The organism is Amycolatopsis sp. NPDC004368, assembly GCF_053602515.1.
This window is the reverse complement of the sequence record NZ_JBSGDT010000017.1, coordinates 97,334-118,459: the sequence shown is the minus strand read 5'-3', so window position 1 is coordinate 118,459 and position 21,126 is coordinate 97,334. Positions and strand designations below refer to the sequence as shown.

The window sequence follows — 21,126 nt, the reverse complement described above, 5'->3', positions numbered from 1 at the left end:
GTGCGATAGGGCGTGGAGATCAGGGAGATGCGCGCGTTCGTCGCGGTGGTCGAGGAGGGCGGGCTGTCGGCGGCGGCGCGGCGGTTGCACGTGAGCCAGCCGGCGGTGACGCAGACCGTGCAGGCGCTGGAACGCCAGCTCGGGGTGCAGTTGCTCGTCCGGGGGAACGCCGGTGTCCAGCCCACCGAAGCCGGGATGACCTTGGCGAGCGAGGCGCGCGCCGTGCTGGCACGCCACGACCAGGCCGTGGCCGCGGTGACGCGGCTCGCGTCCGGCAACCCGCTGCGGGTGGGGATACCGCTGGAACTGCCACCGGATCTCCTGTCGCGTGCGCTCGCCGACCTGGCCGCCGCGTTCCCGGACACGCGGGTGCAGGTGGTCCACGGGTCGACGGCGGGACAGCTCGCGTTGCTGCGCAAGGGAGATCTCGAGCTCGGCCTGGTCCGCGAACACCCCGTCGGCCCTGAGCTCGACGCGATGCCGGTGCTCGAAGAGAAGCTGGGTGTGCTGCTGTCGAAAGACCAAGCCGGTGAGCTCGCGGGCCCCGACGGTGTCCGGCTCGACGCGCTGGCCGGCCTCGACTGGGTCGGCTTCGCGAGGGAAGGCAGCCCGGCCTGGTACGACGAAATCGTGGCCATCTTCCGGTCCCACGGCCTCGAGGTCGGGCCGTCGACGGGCCAGTCGCTGATCCCCGAGCTGAAGTTCGCCGCGGTGAGCGCGGGCGGCGCGTTCACCCTCGCCCCGCCCGGCTGGACGCAGCCCGTGCCCGAGCACATCACCTGGTGCCCGCTCGTCGGCGCGCCGCTCGTGCGCCGGACGTGGGCCGTGTGGCCGGCCTCCTCGCACCGCCGCGACCTCGGGCACCTGGTGGCGGCGCTGGACGCCTTATAGGCGCCATAAGGGAGCCGTATCGCCAGGTCGGAAGCCTGATCGGGCCGTTTCGCTTGAACGAGACGACCGCGCACCCACGCGCGGCGGACTCGGGAGAAGTGAACGAAATGACGGCAGAACTGGCGGGAACCACCGCTCTGGTCACCGGCGCGACGAGCGGCATCGGGCGCGCCACGGCGGTCGCGCTGGCCAAGCTCGGCGCGCACGTGCTCGTGAGCGGCCGCGACGCCGGCCGGGGCGAGCAGGTGGTGAAGGAGATCGTCGCCGAAGGTGGCCGGGCCGCGTTCCTGGGCTCCGACCTCGCCGACGCCGCGTCGGCCCAGGACCTCGCCGCGCGCGCCCTCGCGGTGACCGGGCAGGTGGACGTGCTGGTCAACAGCGCGGGCATCTTCCCCTTCGGCCCCACCGAAAACACGACCGAGCCGGACTTCGACTCGGTGTACGCGCTGAACGTGAAGGCGCCGTACTTCCTCGTCGCGGCACTCGCGCCGGCGATGGCCGAACGCGGCACGGGGTCGATCGTGAACGTGTCCACCATGGTCGCCGAGTTCGGCGCGGCCGGGATGGGCCTGTACGGGTCCAGCAAGGCGGCGGTGGAGCTGCTCACCAAATCGTGGTCCGCGGAGTTCGGGCCGCGCGGGGTGCGTGTGAACGCCGTGAGCCCCGGCCCGACGCGCACCGACGGCACGGCCGCGATGGGCGAGAGCCTGGACCAGCTGGCTTCCCTCGCGCCGGCCGGACGCCCGGCGGCCCCGGACGAGATCGCGGCGGCGATCGTCTTCCTGGTGACCGGCGGCGCGAGCTTCATCCACGGCGCGGTGCTGCCGGTCGACGGCGGACGGGTTGCGGTGTAAGGGATTCCAGAGCCGGCTACTGGTGCTGCAGCTGCGGGGACTTGCGCAACGTGCGCAAGGACCGTGCGTCCGCGAACCCGGCACTGCGGGCCGCGGCCTCCAGCGTCGAACCGTCGGCCAGGAGGTGCTCGGCGTGTTCGAGGCGCAGCTTTTGCTGGTACCGCAAGGGAGTCATGCCGACGGCGTCCACGAAGTGCCGGGTGACGGTCCGTTCGCTGCAGCCGAGTTCCCGCGCCAGCGAGGAGAGGCGCAACGGCTCGGCGTACCGCGTTTCGATCACGTCCTGCAGGCGGTGCACGAGGTCGGACAGGTGGTTGCGGTGACGCAGCAGGCCGGTCGCGGGCTGCCGGCCGTTGCGGCGCCCGTAGATGACCAGCGAGCGCGCGATGCGTCCGGCGACGCCCGGTCCGTGGGCGGTGGCGACCAGGTGCAGCGCCAGGTCGATGCCGCTGGCCCGGCCGGCGGACGTGGCGACGCGCTCGTCGACGACGTAGAGCACGTCGCGGACCACGGTGGTGGCCGGGTAACGCAGGGCGAAGTCGTCCTGGAGGTCGTGGTGGGTGGTGCAGCGGTGGCCGTCGAGCAGCCCCGCCTCGGCGAGGGCGACGGTGCCGGCGGAGACACTCGCGACGAGGCCGCCGGCGGAGTGGTGGACACGCAGCAGGTCCAGCCCGCGGCGCAGGTCCGGCGCGACTCCCGGAGTGAAACCGGCGCCACCGGGGACGATGAGGATGTCGTCGCGGCCCAGAACGGGCGCGCGGGTCGACGCGCGAACGGGCAGGCCTTCGGCCGTGGGCACGTCGGGTTCCTCGGCGAAGTAGGCCAGCTCGTAGGGCAGGCCCAGCTCGCGCGCGGCGAGAAAAACGTCAGCCGCGCCCGCGATGTCCAGCAGGTACGCCTGAGGTGCGAGCAGGAACACCACCCTCGTCATGCAGCCGACGCTACCGGCGAGGTCTCCCCGGCCTGTGGTGCGAGCGCAGGCCGGGGAGACCTCGGGTAAGGGTGCTGCCCTCGTGGGCCCGGCGTGACCGAAACCCGTCACGCCGCCAGCGGAGGCACCTGCTCGCCCTCGATCGGCGGCGCGGGCGGGGTGCCGTCGCCGAACGGACGGCCGCCGAGCTCCTCACGGCCGTGCGGCGTCAGCCACCCCGACAGGTCGGGGCCGGCCGGGATGACACCGGTCGGGTTGATCGAGCGGTGCACCACGTAGTAGTGCTCCTTGATCTGGTCGAAGTCGATCGTGTCGCCGAAGCCGGGCGTCTGGAACAGGTCGCGGGTGTAGGCCCAGAGCACCGGCATCTCGGTGAGCTTCTCGCGGTTGCACTTGAAGTGGCCGTGGTACACCGCGTCGAAGCGGACGAGCGTGGTGAACAAGCGCACGTCGGCTTCGGTGATGGTGTCGCCGACCAGGTAGCGCTGGGTCGTGAGGCGTTCGGTGAGCCAGTCGAGCCGGGCGAACAGCGCGTCGTACGCCTTCTCGTACGCCTCCTGCGATCCGGCGAAACCGGCCTTGTACACGCCGTTGTTGACGTCGCGGAACACCTTTTCGGCGACGTCGTCGATCTCGCCGCGCAGGGCTTCGGGGTAGAGGTCCGGGGCGCCTTCGCGGTGGTGGGCGCGCCATTCCAGCGACAGGTCGAGCGTCATCTGCTTGAAGTCGTTGGTCACGACCTTGCCGGTCGGGATGTCGACGATCGCCGGCACGGTGATGCCGCGCGGGTACTGCGGGTCGCGCTTGAAGAAGGCTTCCTGCAGGCGCTCGATCCCGAGCACCGGGTCGCGTCCGCCCGGGTCGAGGTCGAACGTCCAGCTGCGCTCGTCGTGCGTCGGCCCGCAGATGCCCATGGACAGCACGTCCTCGAGGCCCAGCAGCCGGCGCACGATCGACGCGCGGTTGGCCCACGGGCACGCGCGGGCGATCACGAGCCGGTAGCGGCCGGGCTCCACGGGCCAGCCGTCGCGGCCGTCGGCGGTGATGCGGTCGGGGAGGTAGTTCTGGTCGCGCTTGAACTCGCCCTTGTCGGAGCTCATGTCACCACTTTCGTCGAAGGGAAGGTCGGTCACTCCGGGCACGTCGGCGCGCCGGGTGGTTCCAGCGCCGCCGCCAGACGCGCGAGGATCGGGCCCGCGCCGCGGACCTCGTCGGGGGTCAGGTGGTCGAACAGGTGCGAGCGCACCCTCGCCAGGTGCCCCGGGTACGCCCCAGCGAGCTTCGCACGGCCGGCGTCGGTGAGCGAGGCGTTGGCCGCGCGGCCGTCACTCTCGCACTTGGACTTCTGCACCAGGCCACGCTTGACCAGGCTGTCGACGACACGGCTGATGCGGCTGAGCGACAGCGCCGTGGCCTTGGCCAGGTCGGACAGCCGCAGCCACCCCTCCTCGGCCTCGGACAGGGACACGAGCACGACGTAGTCGGTCATCGCGATGCCGGTCTCGTTCACGAACTGGTCCTCGAGAACCCGCGGCAACACGGTGACGACCCGCATCAAGGGCCGCCACAGCGCCTCTTCTTCCCTGCTCAGGGGGTCTCTTTCAACCACCCGGGTAGTCTACCGGAATACTTGCTCGCGCAATCAGGTTATGTGGGCTACAGTCTTGTTGAGCCCTCAACCAAGTGCCCTCCGGGTGCTCGGACAGCAACCTAAGGAACAGGAAACATGACCAGCGCGACCACGTACACCCAGCTGACCGGCAACTACACCATCGACCCGACGCACAGCCGCATCGGCTTCGTCGCCCGTCACGCGATGGTGACCAAGGTCCGCGGCTCGTTCAACGAGTTCGACGGCAGCTTCTCCATCAACGGCGACGACCCCTCGAAGTCCAGCGCCAAGGTGACCATCAAGGCCCGCAGCATCGACACCCGCAACTCGGACCGCGACAACCACCTGCACAGCAACGACTTCCTCGCCATGGACGAGTACCCGGAGATCACCTTCGTGTCCACCGGTATCGCCCAGACCGGTGAGGTCAGCTTCGACGTGACCGGCGACCTGACCATCAAGGGCACCACGAACTCCATCACCATCCCCTTCGAGTTCGAGGGCTCGGCGAAGGACCCGTTCGGCAACGAGCGCGTCGGCTTCGAAGGCTCCACCACGATCTCCCGCAAGGACTACGGCATCACCTGGAACGCCGCCCTCGAAACCGGTGGCGTGCTGGTGTCCGACAAGGTCACCCTCGAGTTCGAGGTCTCGGCGGTCAAGAACGCCTGACCTCGTCGAAGGCCCCGGGTGACCGGGTCGCGCAGGGCCGGCTCACTTCGGTGAGCCGGCCCGTCGGCGTTTTCGGGCAGGGCGAACGTAGACATCGTTGAGGGGCCCGCGTCGCCCGCACAGCCCCCACCCTCCCGAGGGGTGTCCCCATGTGGTGGGGTTCGGTCTTGGGCAGTGGAGCGTCGTGCAGCCGCTGGCCAAGCAACCGCAGAGCCGGGTCGTCCACAGCCGATCGAGTGAGATCAGCTCTGGCGCAGGTTCTCGATCCCCACGTCCAGCGCGGCTTCCAGGTGCGCCGCCGACCCCGTGGACAGCAGCATCAGCACTCCGCCCTGCACGCCGGCCAGCAAAGCCGACGCCGCGCGGGAAGGGTCGACCGCCGGCCGGATCTCCCCCACCGACTGGAGGTGGCGGATGCCCGCCGCGAGCTCGGTGAGCCAGCGCTCCATCAGGCGTGCCGTCACGGCCTGCGCGCCCGGCGTGTTGCGCCCGACCTGGGACATCACGACGTTGAGGGGACAGTGCTGCCCCTGCTCGATGTAGTGCGCCAGCACGGTGTCGCGCCACGACTGCCAGGCTTCCCAGGTGTGCAGCGCGCCGAGGTAGGGCTGCTGCGAACCGAGCACGCGGTCGGCCTCGAACTCGGCGACCGCCAGCAGCAGTTCGTCCTTGCCGTCGGGAAAGTAGTGGAACAGCTGGCTCTTGCTCGTTCCGGTGCGCGCGCGGACGTCGTCGAGGGTGGTGTCGAACACGCCGTGCTCGCGGATCTGCGCGGCGGCGCCCTCGACGATGCGCTGCCGGGTCGCGGCGCCCTTGCTGGTGATCGTCACGGGGCCCCCTTCTGGACTTGCCGGTCCATTTTAAGCCGGGCACGGTTGAACCCGCCAGTCCATTCCAGAAGGGAAACCCACCGTGACCTCACGACTCGAAGGCCGCACCGCGCTCGTCACCGGTTCGACGGGCGGGATCGGCGTCGCGATCGCCCGCGCGCTCGCCGCCGAGGGCGCTCACGTGCTGGTGAGCGGTCGCGACGCCGAACGCGGCGAGAAGGTGGCCGCGGGCATCGCCGAAACAGGGGGCCGAGCCACCTTCCTGCGGGCCGACCTGACCACCGGCGCCGCCGTGCGCGAGCTCGCCGAAGCCGCCGAGCAGGCCGCCGGCGGCGCGCTCGACATCCTCGTGAACAACGCCGCCCTGCTCGTCTTCCCCGAGCCCACCGCGGACCTGCGCGAGGAGACGGTCGACGCCGCGCTCGCCGTGAACATCAAGGCCCCGATGCTGCTCACGGGCCTGCTCGCACCCGGCATGGCCGCCCGGGGCAGCGGCGCGATCGTGAACCTCGGCTCGATCAACGGCCTCGACGGCATGGCCGGCTCCGCGCTCTACAGCACCACCAAGGCCGCGGTGCACTCGCTGACCAAGTCGTGGGCCGCCGAGTACGGACCCTCGGGCGTGCGGGTGAACACGGTCGCCCCCGGGCCCACGCTCACCGAACGCATCGGTGCCCCCGCCACGCGCGAGTACCTGGCTCCGATGCTGGCGACCGTCCCGTCCCGGCGCGCGAGCGAGCCCGAGGAGATCGCCCGCGCCGTGCTGTTCCTCGCGAGCGACGAAGCGCTGAACATCCACGGCGCCACGCTCAGCGTCGACGGCGGTTACTCCGCGGTGCGGTCCGCGTAGCTCAGAACGCCGTGCCGCCGTCCGACCAGTTCGTGTCGCCGAAGTCCTCGTCGTCCACCGCCGCACGACGAGGACGTGGCTTCGGTTTCGGCAACGACTCGGCCACCACGGGCGGGACCTGCTCCGAGGCCGCCGCCTCCGGCTGCCCGTTCGGCCACACACACGGCGAGGTCGCACCGAGGTAGAGCTTGCCCAGTTCGTTGGCCTGGATCGACATGTCGAAGCTGTCGGAACCGTTGCGCACGAACACGTACTGGTCCCCCGGCCGCTTGTCGGCGACCACGGTGAACCCGTGCGAACGCCACCACGCGACCACGGCGTCGAAGTGCTCACCGAACGAGGCCACCGCCAGTCCGGTGACCTCGTAGGTCACGGAGATCTCGAAGCGCCCGGGCGGGCCGCCGTCGGTCGGGTCCGTGCACTCGGACCGGTTCTGCGAGAACAAGGTGCGCGACGCCGTGGCCGGCAACGCCTTGAATGCCGCGCGCACGTAGTCCTCGGCCCGGTCGTGGGCTTGTTGCTCGGTCATCGTGGTTTCCATGGCCCCACCTCCGGGGGAGCAGGCGACACAGGTCAGCAGGACGGTCAGCGCGGCGAGCGCGCGGCGGGCACTCACCCCGGCTTCCCCGCGATGATGCGGCCGAAGCTGCGCAGCGAAGGATTGTTGTCCTCCCAGTACTGGCTGTGCGCCGCGGGGGAAAGCCCGCCCTCGTACCACGGGCCGGCGGTGCCGGGCGCGGAGTCGAAGACCTGACCGCCGAAGCCGGACGCCGCCGGGTCCGGCCCCAGCGGGTCGTGCCCGGCGACGCCCACGTTGGTGATCTTGATCAGGTCGTGCTCGGCGACGGTCGAGTGCACGTGCTGCGCCACCTGGTCCTGCGGCACGCCGTCGAGGTGCAGCTGGTTCGCGTGGTCGACGCCGACGCCCGGGCTCGCGACGAACACGAGCTCGTCGGCGTCGAGGCCGCCGTCGCGCGCGGCGTGGCCGACGACAGTGGTGCCGTAGCTGTGCCCGAGCACGGTGTTGTGCGACGGCGCGCCTTCGTGGGAGGCGCGCAGACCGTCCTCGAACTTCGAGAGGTCGGCTTTGCCGTTGTCCGCGTAACTCGCGCCGGCCGCGTCCCACAGTTCGTCGGGCGCGTCGTAGCCGACCCAGGCGATCACCGACGGCGAGGGCGAGCCCGCCATCGTCGCCGACTGCCACATCTTGTCCGAGCGCACGAGGTCACCGCCGATCTTGCCGAGCTCACTGCCGGTGCCGGGCACGTAGGTGGCCACATCCGTTGCCGTGTCGGGGTTTCCGGCCGCGACCACGGCTTTGCCGTCACCGCTGGTGTCGAGCTGCATCAAGTACGCCTGCGGTTTGCCGGGCCCGGTCTCACCGAGCCGGTCACTGATGTCGGTGAGCCCCCGCAGTTTGGTTTTCGCGTCGTCGCTCGGGTCGTTGCGCAGCCGGGCCATCTCCCGTTGCAGGACAACGCGGTTCGCGGCGTCGCGATCCTTCACCGGCACGCCGTCGAGATTGCGCACCAGATCCGGGTTGTCGCGCAGGATCGTGCCCTGCGCCGTGGTCGAGAGGCTGTCCCACCACGCGCGGTTGTCGCCGGGTGTGCCACCCTGCGGCGGGCCGATGGTCGACAGGCCGCTCTGCGCGGCGCCGGCGTCGGCCGCCTGGGCGAGTGTGGTGACGCCTCGGTCGGTGATCTCGCCGCGCGCGGCGCGCGTGAGCACGGCCGCGAAATCGGCGTCGACATCCGTGGCCTGCCTGAGGATCTGCTCGACGCGGTCGGACAGCTCCACGCGCACGCTCTCGTTCGGCACCACACCCGGCCCGGGGACGGCGGTGATCCAGCCGCCGTCGTCGATGGTGAATCCGTTGTGGGCAGCCACTTCGTCGGTGTCGCGGACGTCGGCCACGATGCGTTCCACGGCCACCTGCGTCTCGTGCGCGGCGCGCCGCACGGCCGAAGCCTCGGCCACGAGCTGTTCGAGGCGCGTGGTCAACGCGGTGCCGCGGGCTCGCGCGGCCGTCGCGGCGTCGCCGGTCCAGCCGTCGAGGCGGGTCATGCCCTCGACGTCACCGTCGGCCGCGAGCAGTTGCTCGACGCGCCGGCTCACGGTGTCGGCCACCGCGCCGACGGCCGCGGGGTTCCAGCTCCGCACCTCACCCCACGTGATCATCGGCCGGCCTCGGTCACGTCGCCGGTGGCTTGCTGTTCCGTGCCGTGGTAAGCGCGCGCGGCGTCGTCGAGCTGTGTGCCGTAAGCGTCGGTGTCGGTCGCCCACTGCGGGACGGCCGTGTGCCAGGCGTCGCCCAGCTGCGCCGCCGCCCCGACACTCGTGCCGCCCGGCATCCCGGTCGCGACCCCGGCGATCGAGCCGGCCAGGTCGACCGGGCGCACGGTCGCGGCCGCGCGGTGGGCGTGCCCGGCCGCCTCCGCCACCGTCGCCGGAACGACTTCGAACCCCGCACCCATGCGCAACCTCGCTCACCCCGCGGCCAGAAGTCACCGTACGACGATCGGCCCTACCGCGCGGTTCCGAGACGACACCGGAAATCCGGATTGTCTGTACCACTGCTCCTGACCTGGGCACTCTTGCCCTTATCTTGTCCACATATGTGAACGCCAGTCACGTGACTGAATAGTTATCAGCCGGTGTATTGCCCACCGATGGGCCGCGTGTGACTGTGTACGGCGAAGTTCGTCGGAACGCGTCCGGCGCCCAGCCAGGAAAAAACCGGCTATTCGAGACCACCATGCTCGGCCGAACGGCGCTGGTCCCCACCGGCGAGCCGGACCGGCCGGCCAGCACCGGAAAGAGACGGCTCGGTTATGACACAAACTGCCGCGGCGCGGCGGCCCATCAACAGGACCACGTTGTACTTCTTCGGTGCCCTCGGCGGCATCCTCTTCGGTTACGACCTCGGTGTCATCTCCGGTGTGCTGCCGTTCATCGGCAAGACCTGGAGCCTGACCGGGTGGGACAAGGGCGTGATCACCGCCAGCCTGTCGGTCGGCGCGATCATCGGAGCCCTGTTCTCCTCGCGGATGAACGAGAAACTGGGCCGGCGCCGCACGATCATGGTCGCCGCGGTCATCGTCATCATCGGCACGATCGCGGCGAGCGCGTCGCCGAACTTCGCGTTGCTGATCATCTCGCGGCTCGTGATCGGTGTCGGCATCGGGCTTTCCTCGTCCACCGTGCCGACCTACCTGTCCGAGCTGGCGCCGGCGCGCCTGCGCGGTGCCATGGGCGCGCTCAACCAGATCTTCATCGTGCTCGGCATCCTGATCGCGTTCCTCGTGAGCTACGGCCTCGGCCCGTCGGCCAACTGGCGGCTGATGTTCGCGGGCGCCATCGTTCCGGCCGTGATTCTGCTCGTGGGCTTGATCTTCCTGCCCGAGACGCCGCGGTGGCTCGTCGCCAACGGCCACGAGGAGCAGGCGCGATCGGTGCTGCGCAGCTCTCACGGCAACAACGTGAACATCGACGAGGAGATCGGCACCATCCGCGAGGTCATCCGCCTCGACACGGAGTCGGCCAGGACGCGCTTTCGTGACCTGTGGGCCCCGATGGTGCGCCCGATGCTGATCGTCGCCCTGCTGCTCGCCGTGGGCCAGCAGTTCAGCGGCGTCAACGCGGTCAACGCGTACTTCCCGACGATGCTGATCGGCCTCGGCTTCGCCACGCAAGCGGCGCTGCTGTCCGGCGTGCTGCTGGGTGTCACGAAGTTCCTGTTCACCGCGTGGGTGGTGTTCGTCGTGGACCGCTGGGGCCGCAAGCCGCTGCTGCTGATCGGCAACGTGCTCATGGTGATCACGCTCGTCGCGGCCGGGTTCATCGTGATCGAGGTGGACGACGTGACCACCAAGGGCATCCTGATGCTCGTCGCGATGGTGCTCTACCTGGTGGGCTACGAGCTCGGCTGGGGCGCGGTCGTGTGGGTCATGATGGCCGAGGTGTTCCCGCTCAAGGTCCGCGCCGCGGGCATGGGCATCAGCAGCGTGGTGTTGTGGGCCGCGACCGGCATCATCAGCGCGATCTTCCCGATCATCTCCGATCCGGGTGCGCTGGGGCTCGGCGGTTCGATGTTCCTGTTCGCGGGTATCAACGTGGTGCTCTTCGGCCTCACCAAGTGGCTGGTCCCCGAGACCAAGGGCCGCACGCTCGAGCAGATCGAGCTCGATCTGCGCGGCCGCCACAAGGCGAGCGCACCGGCCGAAGCGGCCTGATCCCTTCATCCCGGCCGGCCGGGGCGTGCCGTTGCGGGCGCGCACCGGCCGGCGTCGGTTTCAGGGTTCCTTCAGGCGCTCTTCGGGTCCACTTCGGACAGAATTTGCCGCGCGGAGTTGGCACGGCGGTGATCACGGTGCTGTACTGCCACCAGAGCACGAGGAGGTGGCGACATGAGCGAGCCGGACGGGACACCGGGCCGGCACCGCGTGTCCGACCCCGCCGAACTCCCCGAAGACGGCCTGCTCGTGCGGCCGTACGCCCGCGCCCACGCGACCGCGCGCGTCAGCCACGAGCTCGCCCTCGAGACGCTGGTCTCGACCACCGAGCAGGGCCGGCGGCTCAGCCGCATGCTGCGCGAGCCGTACGGCAGCGCGTGCGAGCTGTGCGTGTCCACCGTGTCGGTCGCCGAGCTGTCGGCGTACCTCAACCTCTCGATCGGCACCGCGCGCGAGCTGGTGGAGGAACTGCTGGCCGAAGAGCTGCTGTACGCACACCCGCCGGTCGGCGCGTACGACACGCAGGCCCGTACGGAGGTCCTCGACCGCATGCTCGGCGGGCTCGACCGGCTGTAGCGGCGCGGATATCCTCGGCGCGATGACGACTGCCGTGGCGCGGTTCGACCGCTGGATCAGAAACGAGTTCGTCGAGTACAACACCGCGCTGGAAGAAGCGTACTTCGCCGAGCGGCGGGAGGTCCTCGGCGGCCGTCCCGAACTCGACGAGCTCAACCGGGCCCTGGTCGCCGAAGGCCACCACCTGATCGGCCGCATTCTGGCCGAGGGCGCGCTACCCGTGGTAGAGCGGGAGAAGTACCAACTGCTGGGCCTGGTGGGCTATCACCTCGCCGCCTGCCGGAGGCACGAATCGGTTGCGCCGGGTGCCGAGGAGCTCTCGGCCGCCTGGTCGCTGGCAACGTTGCTCGGGTCCTCGCTCGGCGTGGCGCCGCGGTTCGTTTTCGCGCACCAGGCAATGTACAACCCTGCCGGTGGCGGGCGGTTCCGGACGTTCACCGCACTCGAAGACGAAGCGATTTTCCTGACCAACAACGGGCTGGCCGTGTTCGCTTACCAGCGCGCGGCCGAGGCGATCCGGCAGATCGTGCCGATCGGTGTGTCGAGCCCGCTTTCGGCGTATTTGCTGGAAACGGCACGCGCAGCTCTGGAAGACGTTCTGCAGTTCAACCAGGTGCTCTCGAAGACTTTGGACGTCGAGCGGTTCTTCTTCAACGTCCGGCCGTACTTCAAGACCCATCGCGTGGGCAATGCCGACTACCGCGGCGCGAACGCGGGTGACTTCTCCGCGATCAACGAGCTCGACGTCCTGCTGGGACTGGCGAGCACGCGCGATCCGTTCTACCAGAACGTGGTGACCGAGAAGTACCCGTATGTCACGCCCGCGGACCAGGTGCGACTGCGCGCGATCGGGGACGCGGAGCCGTTGCTCGGGCAATTCCTGCGAGAAGCTGCCGATTCGCCGAACGAACAGCTCCGGCGCAATGCGGAACTGTTCCTCGCCGTCTGCCGGGCGCACGGCGCCGCGTATACCTACCATCACCACAAACTCGTGCTGCCGTTCCTCGTCGAACCCGCGAAAAAGGCGCCGCCCGAACGGCTTTCGGAGCTCACGGCGAGCGGCCCACCGCTCGAGGTCGTCGTTTCCGGTCTCGCGCACCTCGCGGATCTGCGGGCGGCCCGCGACCGGCCCGGAAAACCGTCGGCGCGAAACGACCTCGACCGACTCCGGGAATGGGTTTCCGCCGCTCCCGGTGACGGCCACCCTGCGTCACTCACCGTATCGGCCGAGTAACTCGGCGGCCGCGGCGACGACTTTCCCACCGTTGATCCCGATCGACGAAAGGGAAGTGAAGCCTTGAGACCGAGACTGTGGGCCGGCGCCGTGCCGCTGGCCGTGGTGGCTCTTGTCATGAGTGCGATACCGGCTCAAGCCGTGACCGGGAACCTGCCCGGCGGCACGAGCATCGCCGTGACCGTGGCCTCCCCGGCCGAGAACACCGTGATCCCCCAGGGATCCGCAACCGTGACCGGCACCGCGTCGGTGGGCACCGGCGCGGCCGTGAAGGACACCGGGCTCACCTACGTGCTCGACGTGTCCGGCAGCACCGGATCCGGCTGCTCGAACACCACCGTGCTGGGCTGCGAGATCGCGGCGGCCAAGGCGCTCAACAACGACGCGGCGGCGCCGAACACCGTGATCGGCAGTGTCGGCGCGGCCGTGTTCGGCTCCGACAGCGCCACGGCCGACGTGGGCCCGGCCGCCGGCGAGCAGACGCTGACCACCCCGACCGCCGACGCCAACGGCAACGGCGCCCGCGACATCGACGAGGTGCTCGACTCCGCCGTGATCGGCGGAATCGGCAAGTTCACCTCGAAAAGCTTCCCCAGCGGCACGAACTACGTCGCGGGCATCAACGCGGCCAAGACCGTGACCAACGCGCAGACCGAGAACCGCAAGATCGTGGTGTTCCTCTCCGACGGCGCGGCGATCGGCGACGTGCACCCGCCGCTGAGCACGGTGCCCGCGAACGTCACGTACTACACGTTCGCCGTCGGCGGCGGCGCGAGCTGCGCCGGGATCGAGTACCAGTCGAGCCTGCAGGCCATCGCCGACCTCACGGGCGGCACCTGCACCGCGGTGCCCGACCCGGCGAACCTGCCCAACGTGCTGCCGGGCGTGATCGACTCGCAGCTGAGCTCGCTGACGCTGTCGGTCGACGGCGGCGGCGCGACGCCGGTGACCAACGTGAACCCCGGGCTGCCGCGCACGGGCCCGGCGTCCATCACCTACTCCGTGGCCACGGGCAACCTCGCGCCCGGACGCCACGAGCTGTGCGTGACCGCGCACGGCACCGACGGCGGCGGCCCGGGCGCCGTCGCCGACTGCACGCACGTGATCGTGAACGCGCCGCCGGTGGTGACGGCCGGTGGTCCGTACGCGGGTCAGGAAGGCTCGACCGTGTCGCTCGCCGGCACGGTCACGGACCCCGACGGCCCCGCCGGTACCCGACACTGGAGCATCACGCCGGGTGCGGGGGTCGACCCGGGCACGTCGTGCTCGTTCGACAACCCCTCGGCGCTGAGCACCTCGGTGGTCTGTGACGACGACGGCACGTACACGGTCACCCTGACCGCCGACGACGGTGTCAACCCGCCGGTGTCCCGCTCGGCCACGCTGACCCTGACGAACGTGGCGCCGACCGTGCAGATCTCGGTGCCTGCCACCGACAAGGTGTTCAACCACGGTGCCGCGGTGGACGTGCTCGCGCCGTTCTCCGACGTCGGCCGCCACGACACGCACACGTGCACCGTGGACTACGCCGACGGTTCACCGCTCGTCACGGGCACGATCACGGAATCTGCGGGCGCGGGCGACTGTGCCGCTTCGCACGCGTACACGGTTTCGGGCACGTACAACGTGCTGGTGCGCGTGACCGACGACGACGGCGGCGCGGCGACCGCGATCGTGCGGATCATCGTGAACGATCCGCCGGTGGTCACGGTCGGCGGCCCGTACGCGGGCCAGGAGGGCACGGCGGTTTCGTTGGCGGGTTCGGTGTCCGACCCGGACGGCCCGTCGCTGGCCACGCACTGGAGCCTGACCCCGCAGTCCGGTGTGGACAGTGGGACTTCCTGTGCCTTCACCGATCCCGCCGCGCTGTCCACCACGGTGACCTGTGACGACGACGGCGTGTGGACGCTCACGCTCTCGGCCGGCGACAGCCTGCACCCAGCCGTGCTGAAGACGACCACGCTGACGCTGACGAACGTCGCGCCGCACGTGAGCATCTCGTCGCCGCCCGACGGGCAGCTCGTGGTGCGCGGCACGTCCATCGGCGTCACCGCGCCGTTCACCGACATCGGCAAGCACGACACGCACACGTGCACGCTCGACTTCGGTGACGGCTCCCCCGTCGCGACGGGCGCGGTGTCCGAGACGCCCGGCACCGGCACGTGTACCGCTTCGCACACCTACACCGGCGTCGGCGCGCACAACGTGCTCGTCACCGTGACCGACGACGACGGCGGCGCGGCGACGGCCGTGGTGAAGATCGTGTCGTACGTGCGCGCCGAGGCGTGGTCGCTGAGCGCGAGCGGCCTGATCAACGTCAGCAAGACGCCGCTCGCCGGCTGCCCGCCGAACAGCGACCGCACCACGGCGTCGGTGAACGTGCTGGGGCTGGCTTCGGTCCAGGCCCTGCACGCCGACTGCACCCTCGACGCGTCCACCGGCCACACCGACGCCGGCGCGCTCGTCTCGGGCGCAACGCTCCTGGGTGGCGTGATCTCACTGCAGGACATCCAGACGTCCTGCGTCGCCGACGAGACCGGCTTGCACGGCTCGTCGCGGGTCGGCACGCTCAACGGCCAGCCGATCGGCACCGGGCCGGCCACCATCGGCATCCCCGGAGTGGCGACGGTGCACCTCAACGAGACGGTCACCGGGCCGAACGGGCAGCTCGCCCAGTACGCGGTGCGGGTGGTGACGTTGCTGGGGCAGGAGATCGTGGTGTCGGGATGCCGGATGGGCTTATGACGGCCGTCGCTCCGACCGCGCGGCCTTTCCACCATTCGAGTGTGACGAAAAAACAATGAATTGTTATCCGGTCGGGGTGGACAGGACGTGAGGAAAATGTCTTGTCCCCCCGATCGGGTGAGTACGGAAAAAGTCCACCGAACTCTTCGGTCGAATCGAAACACAAACCGGCCCGGCACCCCGGGGAGCGGGGTGCCGGGCCGGTTTGCCGGGAGCCGAGGGTCAGCAGCTGATGAGCAGGCTGCTGATGGCGGTGCAGGAACGCGACGCCTTGTCGTTGGCCGCGTTCGGGTCGGTCGGGGAGCTGGCCTGCCGCTGGGCCGTGGTGGTGATCGTGCCGAGGCTCAGGAGTCCGGCGCGGGCGGTGAAGGTCGCCTTGGCCGAGGAGCCCGAGGGCACGGACGCGACGTTGCAGGTGACGGTGCGCCCGGAAGCCGTGCAGGAGGACGACTTCGAGAACTGCAGGCCGTTGGCCAGCGTCGCCTGGAGCTTGACGCCGGTGGCCGCGGCGGGGCCGGAGTTCTTCGCGGTGAGCGTGTAGGTGATCTCCGAGCTCAGCAGGCCCGTGGAGGCGGCCAGCGAGACGCCGACGTCGGCGGAGTCGGTGGCCGGCGTGACGGTGATGGCCGGGCCGTCGAGGGTTTCGAAGGAGAAGTTGTCGCCGACGAACTGGTCCTGCAGGGTGACCGAGCCGGTCGGGGCGGTGTCCTTCACCTTGAGCGTGAAGGTGACCTCGGCGCTCGCGCCCGGGGCGAGGTCGCCGACGCCCGCGCGCAGGCTGCTGCCGAGCACGCCGCACGCGACGTTGCAGGAGACCACGTCGGCGACGTCGGTGATCGGCGTTTCCTTGCCGTACAGCGCGGCCTTCGCACCGGTGACGGTGAAGTCCTCCGGGTTGTACAGGGTCTCGGTGACCGTGAAGGTCTCACCGCGCTGCACGCTCGTGGGGCTCACGTCGATCGCGCTGCTGGGCGGGGCCGCGAGCGCAGCGCCGGGCGCCACGAACAGCATCCCGGCGGAAGCCGCCACCACCGAGAGAATGGTGATACCACGCCGGCGTCTTTGCTTGTCCATGCTTTCTCACTGTTTCGTCCGAGGGGTACCGCTCTGGCATTTTCGGGAAGACTCGGGAAAACGTAGCTGCCCCTCCGTCGCCGGAAGCCCTTCGTTCGTTACACGGGCATTTCCCTGGCACCGACCTGATCGACAGTGAGTTCTTCACCGGATGCCCTCGGCACCCCGTGGAGATCAGTCCGGCAGCAGCGGCACCGCCATCCCGGGGTCGTGCCCGAGCAGCGACCCGCGGGTGATCGCCTCGCTCCCGAACCGGTCGCGGATCCCGTCGACGGCCGAGTCGAGAACCACCCCGTCCTCCACCTCGAAGGGCAGCACCAGCTGCACCGACCCGTGGGGCGTGAGGTTCGAGAACGAGATCCCGAGCAGCGTGAGCCCTCGGTCGTAGACCAGCGATTGGGCCTGCACCAACAACTCCCGCGCGGCGGCCAGCAGCGTCGCGGTGTGGTCGGTGGCCTCGACCAATGTGCGCGACCGCGTGGCCCGCGTGAAATCGGCGAACCGCATGCGCAGCACCACCGTGCGGGTCAGCCGCGACGCCGACCGCAGCCGCCGCGCCAACCGGTCCACAATGGACACCAGCAGCTCGTCGAGCTCCGCCATCGACCGCCGCCGGCGCCCGAGCGCCCGCTGCGAGCCCATGGACCGCCGCCTCCGGCCCACCTGCACCGGACGCGGATCGAGACCGTGGGACAACGCGTGCAGGTGGTGCCCGGCGCCGCGCCCGAGCATCGACACCAGGTCCACCTCCGGCAGCTCGGCGACCTGCCGGACGGTGCGGATCCCCCGCGACCGCAGCTTTTCCGACGTCACCTTCCCCACGCCCCACAGCCGCTCCACCGGCAGCGGGTGCAGGAACGCCAGCTCACCGTCGGGTGGCACGACCAGCAGCCCGTCGGGCTTCGCCACCGCGCTGGCCACCTTCGCGAGGAACTTCGTGCGCGCCACCCCCACTGTGATCGGCAGCCCGACCTGCTCCAGCACGTCGGCCTTCAACCGCCGCGCGATCTCCGACGGCGTGCCCCTGATCCGCCGCAGCCCGCCCACGTCGAGGAACGCCTCGTCGATCGACAGCCCCTCCACCACCGGCGTGGTGTCCCGGAAGACCTCGAACACGGCCTTGCTGGCCGCGCTGTAGGCCGCCATCCGCGGCGGCACCACCACCGCGTGCGGGCACAGCCGCAGGGCCTGCGCACCGCCCATGGCCGTGCGCACGCCCAGCGCCTTCGCCTCGTAACTCGCCGCCAGCACCACCCCGCCCCCGACGATCACGGGCCGGCCGCGCAGCCGCGGATCGTCGCGCTGCTCGACCGACGCGTAGAAGGCGTCGAGGTCGGCGTGGAGGATGGGCCCTTCAGTCGACACGAACACATGTTCGCATCGAACACCGACAAAACCTAGCCTTCTTTCACCCGATCAGCCTAATATCAGCCCTCGGACCCCCGCATTCCGGCCAGCGCGGACGCGACCAACGCAACGGCCGGATCGTCGTCGGACGTCAGCTGCCGCAGCAGATCCTCGGCCCCCGGCAGCTCCGCAAGCGCTTGCGTGAGCCGGATCCGGACGGCCGCGTCCGCCGTGTGGGCCGCCAGCTCGTCGGCCAGCGCGGCCTTGATCCGGTCCGCGGTCGCAGCGTCCTCCGAAAGCGCGCTCAGCACCTCCGCCGCCTCGACGTCGTTCGGGCCGTCGACCACCATCGCGATCAGCACGGGCACGGCCGACGTCGAGCCGCGGGAGCCCAGCGCGAGCGCGGCGCGGGTGTGCACGGCCGGGTCCGGGTCCGAGAGGGCGTCGGACAGCGCGGCCATCGCGTCGTCGCCGGGCAGGCCGGCGAGGGCGCGGACCGCGCGGCGGCGCACGGCGGCATCGTCGGAACGCAGGCCCGCCGTCAGGCTCGCCAGGCCGTCGCCGCCCGCGCGGGCCAGTGCCCAGCGCAGGGCACCCGCCACGTTCTCGTCGGCTTCGGCGAGCACGGCCTCGACCAGTACCTCCGCGGGCACGTCCTCGGCCGGGGCCAGCGCGGCTTGCTGCCTGCGGGCGGCGTCGGGCGAGTCGAGGCCGTGCAAGAGCTCCACCAGACGCAGCACCTCCTGCCAGCCCGGCGGGGCCGACGCGTCGACCCGCCGCAACCGCTCCAGCAGCTCCTGCTCGCGCCGCAGCCGATCTTCCGTCCGACCGATGAGCTCACCGACCAAAGTGGACGGTGTGAAACCCGGGTCCGCCAGCGCCCGCCCGATCTCCCGCAGCGACAAACCCAGTGACCGCAGGCTTTCCACGTGGAAGATCCGCCGGATGTCCTCTTCGGCGTACTCGCGGTAGCCGCCGACCGTCCGGCCGGTGGGGCGCACCAGCCCGAGGGTGTCGTAGTGCCGGAGCATCCGGGCACTCACCCCCGAGCGGCGCGCCACTTCACCGATCAGCACCGGCCACCTCCGCCGCCCGCTCCGGCCCGAGCGCGGCCATGCGCCTGGCCTCGTCGAGGCCTGGGTCGAAGGCCGCGTCCGGGTCACGCAGCAGCCGTTCGGTGGCGCGGGCGTGCGCGCGCACCAGCGGGTCGGCGCTGATCAGACCTTGCCGCAGCACGGGTTCGGCGACGTCCCCGAGCGCGACGAGCGCGCGGCTCAGGCTCAGCTTCACAGCCCGGTCACCACGCCCGAGCCGGCTCGCCAGCTCCGCGGCCAGCGCCGGCCGTTCGGCGGCGGGCACGAGCACGACGGCCGCCCGCCACGCGCTGCGCGCGACCTCGTCGTCGGCGTCGTGCAGCAGCGTCCGCGTGATCGCGGGCCAGCCGCTGCCGTCCCCGATCTTCGACAGCGTGTGCAACGCCTGGCTGCGCGCCTGGGCGCGCTCGGAGCGCAGCTGTTCGACGAGCCGGGGCACCGTCAGCTCCGCCGGCAGCCGGGTGAGGGCCCAGGTGAGCATGTCGCGCACGAAGAAGTCCGGCTCGACCGCGCAGCGCTCGATCAGCGCGCCGAGGAGCCCCGGGTCGGCGGCCGTGCCGGCGGCCAGGGCCGCTTGCAGGCGCCGCGACGAGTTGCCGGTTTCCAGTGCGATGTGTGGCGGGTTCATCCGGACCACCTCCTGCGACCCAGTGAAGGCCTTGTCACGGTGTCAAGGTCAAGTACCGGGTTCAGGCGTGGTAGCGCAACCCGTCCACCAGCAGGTCGAGCAAACGTCCGGCCTGCTCGCGCCGCTCCGGCGCGCCGGCCGCCAGCGCGATACCGCTGAGGCTGACGAGGACGTCGTCCACGGGGACGTCGCCGCGCAGCTCACCCGAGGTGATCAACGGCGAGACGAGCTGGTCGATGGTCGAGCCGAGCCGGTCGCGGCTGTGGGCGTACGGGTCGCCACCGGAGGCGATCACGGCGCGCAGGGCGTCGGACATGCCGATCTTCGTGGTCACGTAGTCCACGAACCGGTCCATCCACGTGCGCAGCGCCTGGTCCGCCGGCAGTTCCTTCAGCAGCGCGGGACCGGCGTCGCACAGCTGGTCCAGCTCGTTGCGGTAGGCGGCCTCGATCAGGGCCTCGCGCGTCGGGAAGTGGCGGTAGAGCGTACCGATGCCGACGCCCGCGTCCTTGGCGATGCCTTCGAGCGTGGCGTCGAGACCCTTGTCGGAGAACAGCTTCACCGCGGACGCGAGCAGGAGGTCGCGGTTGCGCCGGGCGTCCGCGCGCAATGGCCTGGTCACCTCTCACCCCTTCCGGTTGCGCCTACTCAAGCACACTCTCCGCCGGAGAGATGTCCGGTTGGCGGCAAAAATCACGTCAGACCGGAGTGGGTGCAGAAGTTGATCGCCGTTAGGCTCGCGGCATGAGCGAGGAGATGAAGCTCGCGGAGGCACTGGCGCTGCGTGCCGACGCGGCGAAGCGGATCGAACAGCTGCGCACGCGGATCGTCGCGAGCGCCCGCTACCAGGAAGGCGAGCCGCCGTCGGAGGACGCGGCCGAGCTGCTCACCGAGGCCGGGACCGTCCTCACCGAACTGGAGACGTTGATCCGGCGCATCAACCGGACGAACGCGCAGACCCCGCTCGGCGACGGCACCGTCACCGACGCCCTCGCCCGCCGCGACGTGCTGCGCCTGCGCCACTCCGTGCTCACCGGGGCGGCCGATGCCGCGTCCGGGCGCGGGCAGGGTGTCGGGCGGCAGCTGCGATCCGAGCTGAGGCAGCTGGCCGCCCTCCCGGTGGCCGAGCTGCGTGAGCAGGCCGACCGCGTCGCCGTCGAGCTGCGCCACCTCGACATGGACATCCAGCGCACCAACTGGGAGGCCGACCTCCTCCACTGACCAGCGGCACGGAAGCAGGTAACCGCCCGGGGAAAGCGAGCACAAGCCGAGGGCCGGCGGCCAATCCGGCTCGTGGTGCGTGGTGGGCAACGCAGGGGTTCGATTCCCCACTTCGACAACGCAGCCCAGCACCGCGCACAGGTGACCGCGCACGCGGCACACCTCATCACCACGTGCTGGTTCCCCGGGAAGGTGAGGGTGGGCAAGGGGTTTTCCGTGCCAGGGCAGCGCCGCGGGTCGGGGTGCCGGCGTCGACCTCGACGAGGTTGTGGGAGGTCTCGCTGGAGCTGCTCGCGCGCTGACCCTCCGGTCGGTGTGCGCCGCTCGGGTCG

The 21,126-nt window shown here is 70.6% G+C and carries 21 protein-coding genes; 9 read left to right on the top strand and 12 right to left on the bottom strand.

Going from position 1 to position 21,126, the window contains the following annotated elements; genetic code table 11:
* The first annotated feature begins 12 nt into the window (after nt 1-12).
* Nucleotides 13-891: a LysR substrate-binding domain-containing protein gene (locus ACWEOE_RS23705; RefSeq protein WP_452012587.1), complete on the top strand. Its 879-nt coding sequence runs from the start codon at nt 13-15 to the stop codon at nt 889-891.
* Between the two features lie 107 nt (nt 892-998).
* On the top strand, nt 999-1,745 hold the full coding sequence (locus ACWEOE_RS23700) for an SDR family NAD(P)-dependent oxidoreductase (RefSeq protein ID WP_452012586.1): 747 nt from the start codon (nt 999-1,001) through the stop codon (nt 1,743-1,745).
* A gap of 16 nt (nt 1,746-1,761) precedes the next feature.
* Here ACWEOE_RS23700 and ACWEOE_RS23695 read toward each other — a convergent pair whose 3' ends face one another.
* From ACWEOE_RS23695 to ACWEOE_RS23685, 3 genes are all read right to left on the bottom strand, one after another.
* Entirely contained in the window at nt 1,762-2,676 is a 915-nt protein-coding gene (locus ACWEOE_RS23695; RefSeq protein ID WP_452012584.1) for a GlxA family transcriptional regulator, read from the bottom strand.
* Nucleotides 2,677-2,783: 107 nt separating this feature from the next.
* The gene (locus ACWEOE_RS23690; RefSeq protein WP_452012582.1) at nt 2,784-3,776 is read right to left on the bottom strand and encodes a glutathione S-transferase family protein; all 993 of its coding nucleotides are present in this window, start codon (nt 3,774-3,776) and stop codon (nt 2,784-2,786) included.
* A 29-nt stretch (nt 3,777-3,805) separates the two neighbouring features.
* Complete coding sequence (locus ACWEOE_RS23685) at nt 3,806-4,285, bottom strand: MarR family winged helix-turn-helix transcriptional regulator (RefSeq protein WP_452012581.1); 480 nt, start codon at nt 4,283-4,285, stop codon at nt 3,806-3,808.
* A gap of 117 nt (nt 4,286-4,402) precedes the next feature.
* Here ACWEOE_RS23685 and ACWEOE_RS23680 point away from each other — a divergent pair, with 117 nt between their 5' ends.
* Nucleotides 4,403-4,960 carry a YceI family protein gene (locus ACWEOE_RS23680; RefSeq protein WP_452012580.1) on the top strand — a complete coding sequence of 186 codons (558 nt, stop codon included), beginning with the start codon at nt 4,403-4,405 and terminating at the stop codon, nt 4,958-4,960.
* Between the two features lie 242 nt (nt 4,961-5,202).
* Here the strand turns inward: ACWEOE_RS23680 and ACWEOE_RS23675 are convergent, their stop codons facing one another.
* On the bottom strand, nt 5,203-5,790 hold the full coding sequence (locus ACWEOE_RS23675) for a TetR/AcrR family transcriptional regulator (protein WP_452012579.1): 588 nt from the start codon (nt 5,788-5,790) through the stop codon (nt 5,203-5,205).
* A gap of 82 nt (nt 5,791-5,872) precedes the next feature.
* On the opposite strand from ACWEOE_RS23675, the gene ACWEOE_RS23670 reads away from it, so the two are divergent.
* A complete protein-coding gene (locus tag ACWEOE_RS23670; RefSeq protein ID WP_452012577.1) occupies nt 5,873-6,640 on the top strand; it encodes an SDR family NAD(P)-dependent oxidoreductase in 768 nt (255 codons plus the stop codon).
* Between the two features lies 1 nt (nt 6,641).
* On the opposite strand, the gene ACWEOE_RS23665 is transcribed toward ACWEOE_RS23670, so the two are convergent.
* The 3 genes from ACWEOE_RS23665 to ACWEOE_RS23655 form a co-directional block, all read right to left on the bottom strand.
* Nucleotides 6,642-7,181, bottom strand: coding sequence for a hypothetical protein (locus ACWEOE_RS23665; protein ID WP_452012576.1), 540 nt, complete (start codon nt 7,179-7,181; stop codon nt 6,642-6,644).
* A 71-nt stretch (nt 7,182-7,252) separates the two neighbouring features.
* Nucleotides 7,253-8,821: an alpha/beta hydrolase gene (locus ACWEOE_RS23660; RefSeq protein WP_452012575.1), complete on the bottom strand. Its 1,569-nt coding sequence runs from the start codon at nt 8,819-8,821 to the stop codon at nt 7,253-7,255.
* On the bottom strand, nt 8,818-9,117 hold the full coding sequence (locus ACWEOE_RS23655) for a hypothetical protein (protein WP_452012573.1): 300 nt from the start codon (nt 9,115-9,117) through the stop codon (nt 8,818-8,820). Before ACWEOE_RS23655 ends, ACWEOE_RS23660 begins: the two co-directional genes overlap by 4 nt.
* Nucleotides 9,118-9,474: 357 nt before the next feature.
* Between ACWEOE_RS23655 and ACWEOE_RS23650 the strand changes: the two genes are divergently transcribed.
* The 4 genes from ACWEOE_RS23650 (at nt 9,475) to ACWEOE_RS23635 (ending at nt 15,430) form a co-directional block, all read left to right on the top strand.
* The gene (locus tag ACWEOE_RS23650; RefSeq protein WP_452012571.1) at nt 9,475-10,875 is read left to right on the top strand and encodes a sugar porter family MFS transporter; all 1,401 of its coding nucleotides are present in this window, start codon (nt 9,475-9,477) and stop codon (nt 10,873-10,875) included.
* 174 nt (nt 10,876-11,049) lie between these two features.
* On the top strand, nt 11,050-11,451 hold the full coding sequence (locus tag ACWEOE_RS23645; protein WP_452012570.1) for a DUF742 domain-containing protein: 402 nt from the start codon (nt 11,050-11,052) through the stop codon (nt 11,449-11,451).
* Nucleotides 11,452-11,473: 22 nt separating this feature from the next.
* Entirely contained in the window at nt 11,474-12,685 is a 1,212-nt protein-coding gene (locus ACWEOE_RS23640) for a monodechloroaminopyrrolnitrin synthase PrnB family protein (RefSeq protein ID WP_452012569.1), read from the top strand.
* Between the two features lie 117 nt (nt 12,686-12,802).
* Nucleotides 12,803-15,430 carry a PKD domain-containing protein gene (locus ACWEOE_RS23635; protein WP_452012568.1) on the top strand — a complete coding sequence of 876 codons (2,628 nt, stop codon included), beginning with the start codon at nt 12,803-12,805 and terminating at the stop codon, nt 15,428-15,430.
* Between the two features lie 222 nt (nt 15,431-15,652).
* Here ACWEOE_RS23635 and ACWEOE_RS23630 read toward each other — a convergent pair whose 3' ends face one another.
* From ACWEOE_RS23630 to ACWEOE_RS23610, 5 genes are all read right to left on the bottom strand, one after another.
* Nucleotides 15,653-16,504: a hypothetical protein gene (locus ACWEOE_RS23630; RefSeq protein ID WP_452012567.1), complete on the bottom strand. Its 852-nt coding sequence runs from the start codon at nt 16,502-16,504 to the stop codon at nt 15,653-15,655.
* Between the two features lie 174 nt (nt 16,505-16,678).
* Nucleotides 16,679-17,875: a DNA polymerase IV gene (gene dinB / locus ACWEOE_RS23625; RefSeq protein WP_452012566.1), complete on the bottom strand. Its 1,197-nt coding sequence runs from the start codon at nt 17,873-17,875 to the stop codon at nt 16,679-16,681.
* 56 nt (nt 17,876-17,931) lie between these two features.
* Nucleotides 17,932-18,927: a HEAT repeat domain-containing protein gene (locus tag ACWEOE_RS23620; protein ID WP_452012565.1), complete on the bottom strand. Its 996-nt coding sequence runs from the start codon at nt 18,925-18,927 to the stop codon at nt 17,932-17,934.
* Nucleotides 18,914-19,573, bottom strand: a complete 660-nt coding sequence (locus tag ACWEOE_RS23615) for a HEAT repeat domain-containing protein (RefSeq protein ID WP_452012563.1) — start codon at nt 19,571-19,573, stop codon at nt 18,914-18,916. Before ACWEOE_RS23615 ends, ACWEOE_RS23620 begins: the two co-directional genes overlap by 14 nt.
* A gap of 61 nt (nt 19,574-19,634) precedes the next feature.
* A complete protein-coding gene (locus ACWEOE_RS23610) occupies nt 19,635-20,195 on the bottom strand; it encodes a TetR/AcrR family transcriptional regulator (protein ID WP_452012562.1) in 561 nt (186 codons plus the stop codon).
* 122 nt (nt 20,196-20,317) lie between these two features.
* Between ACWEOE_RS23610 and ACWEOE_RS23605 the strand changes: the two genes are divergently transcribed.
* Nucleotides 20,318-20,794: a DIP1984 family protein gene (locus ACWEOE_RS23605; protein ID WP_452012560.1), complete on the top strand. Its 477-nt coding sequence runs from the start codon at nt 20,318-20,320 to the stop codon at nt 20,792-20,794.
* Nucleotides 20,795-21,126 lie beyond the last annotated feature (332 nt).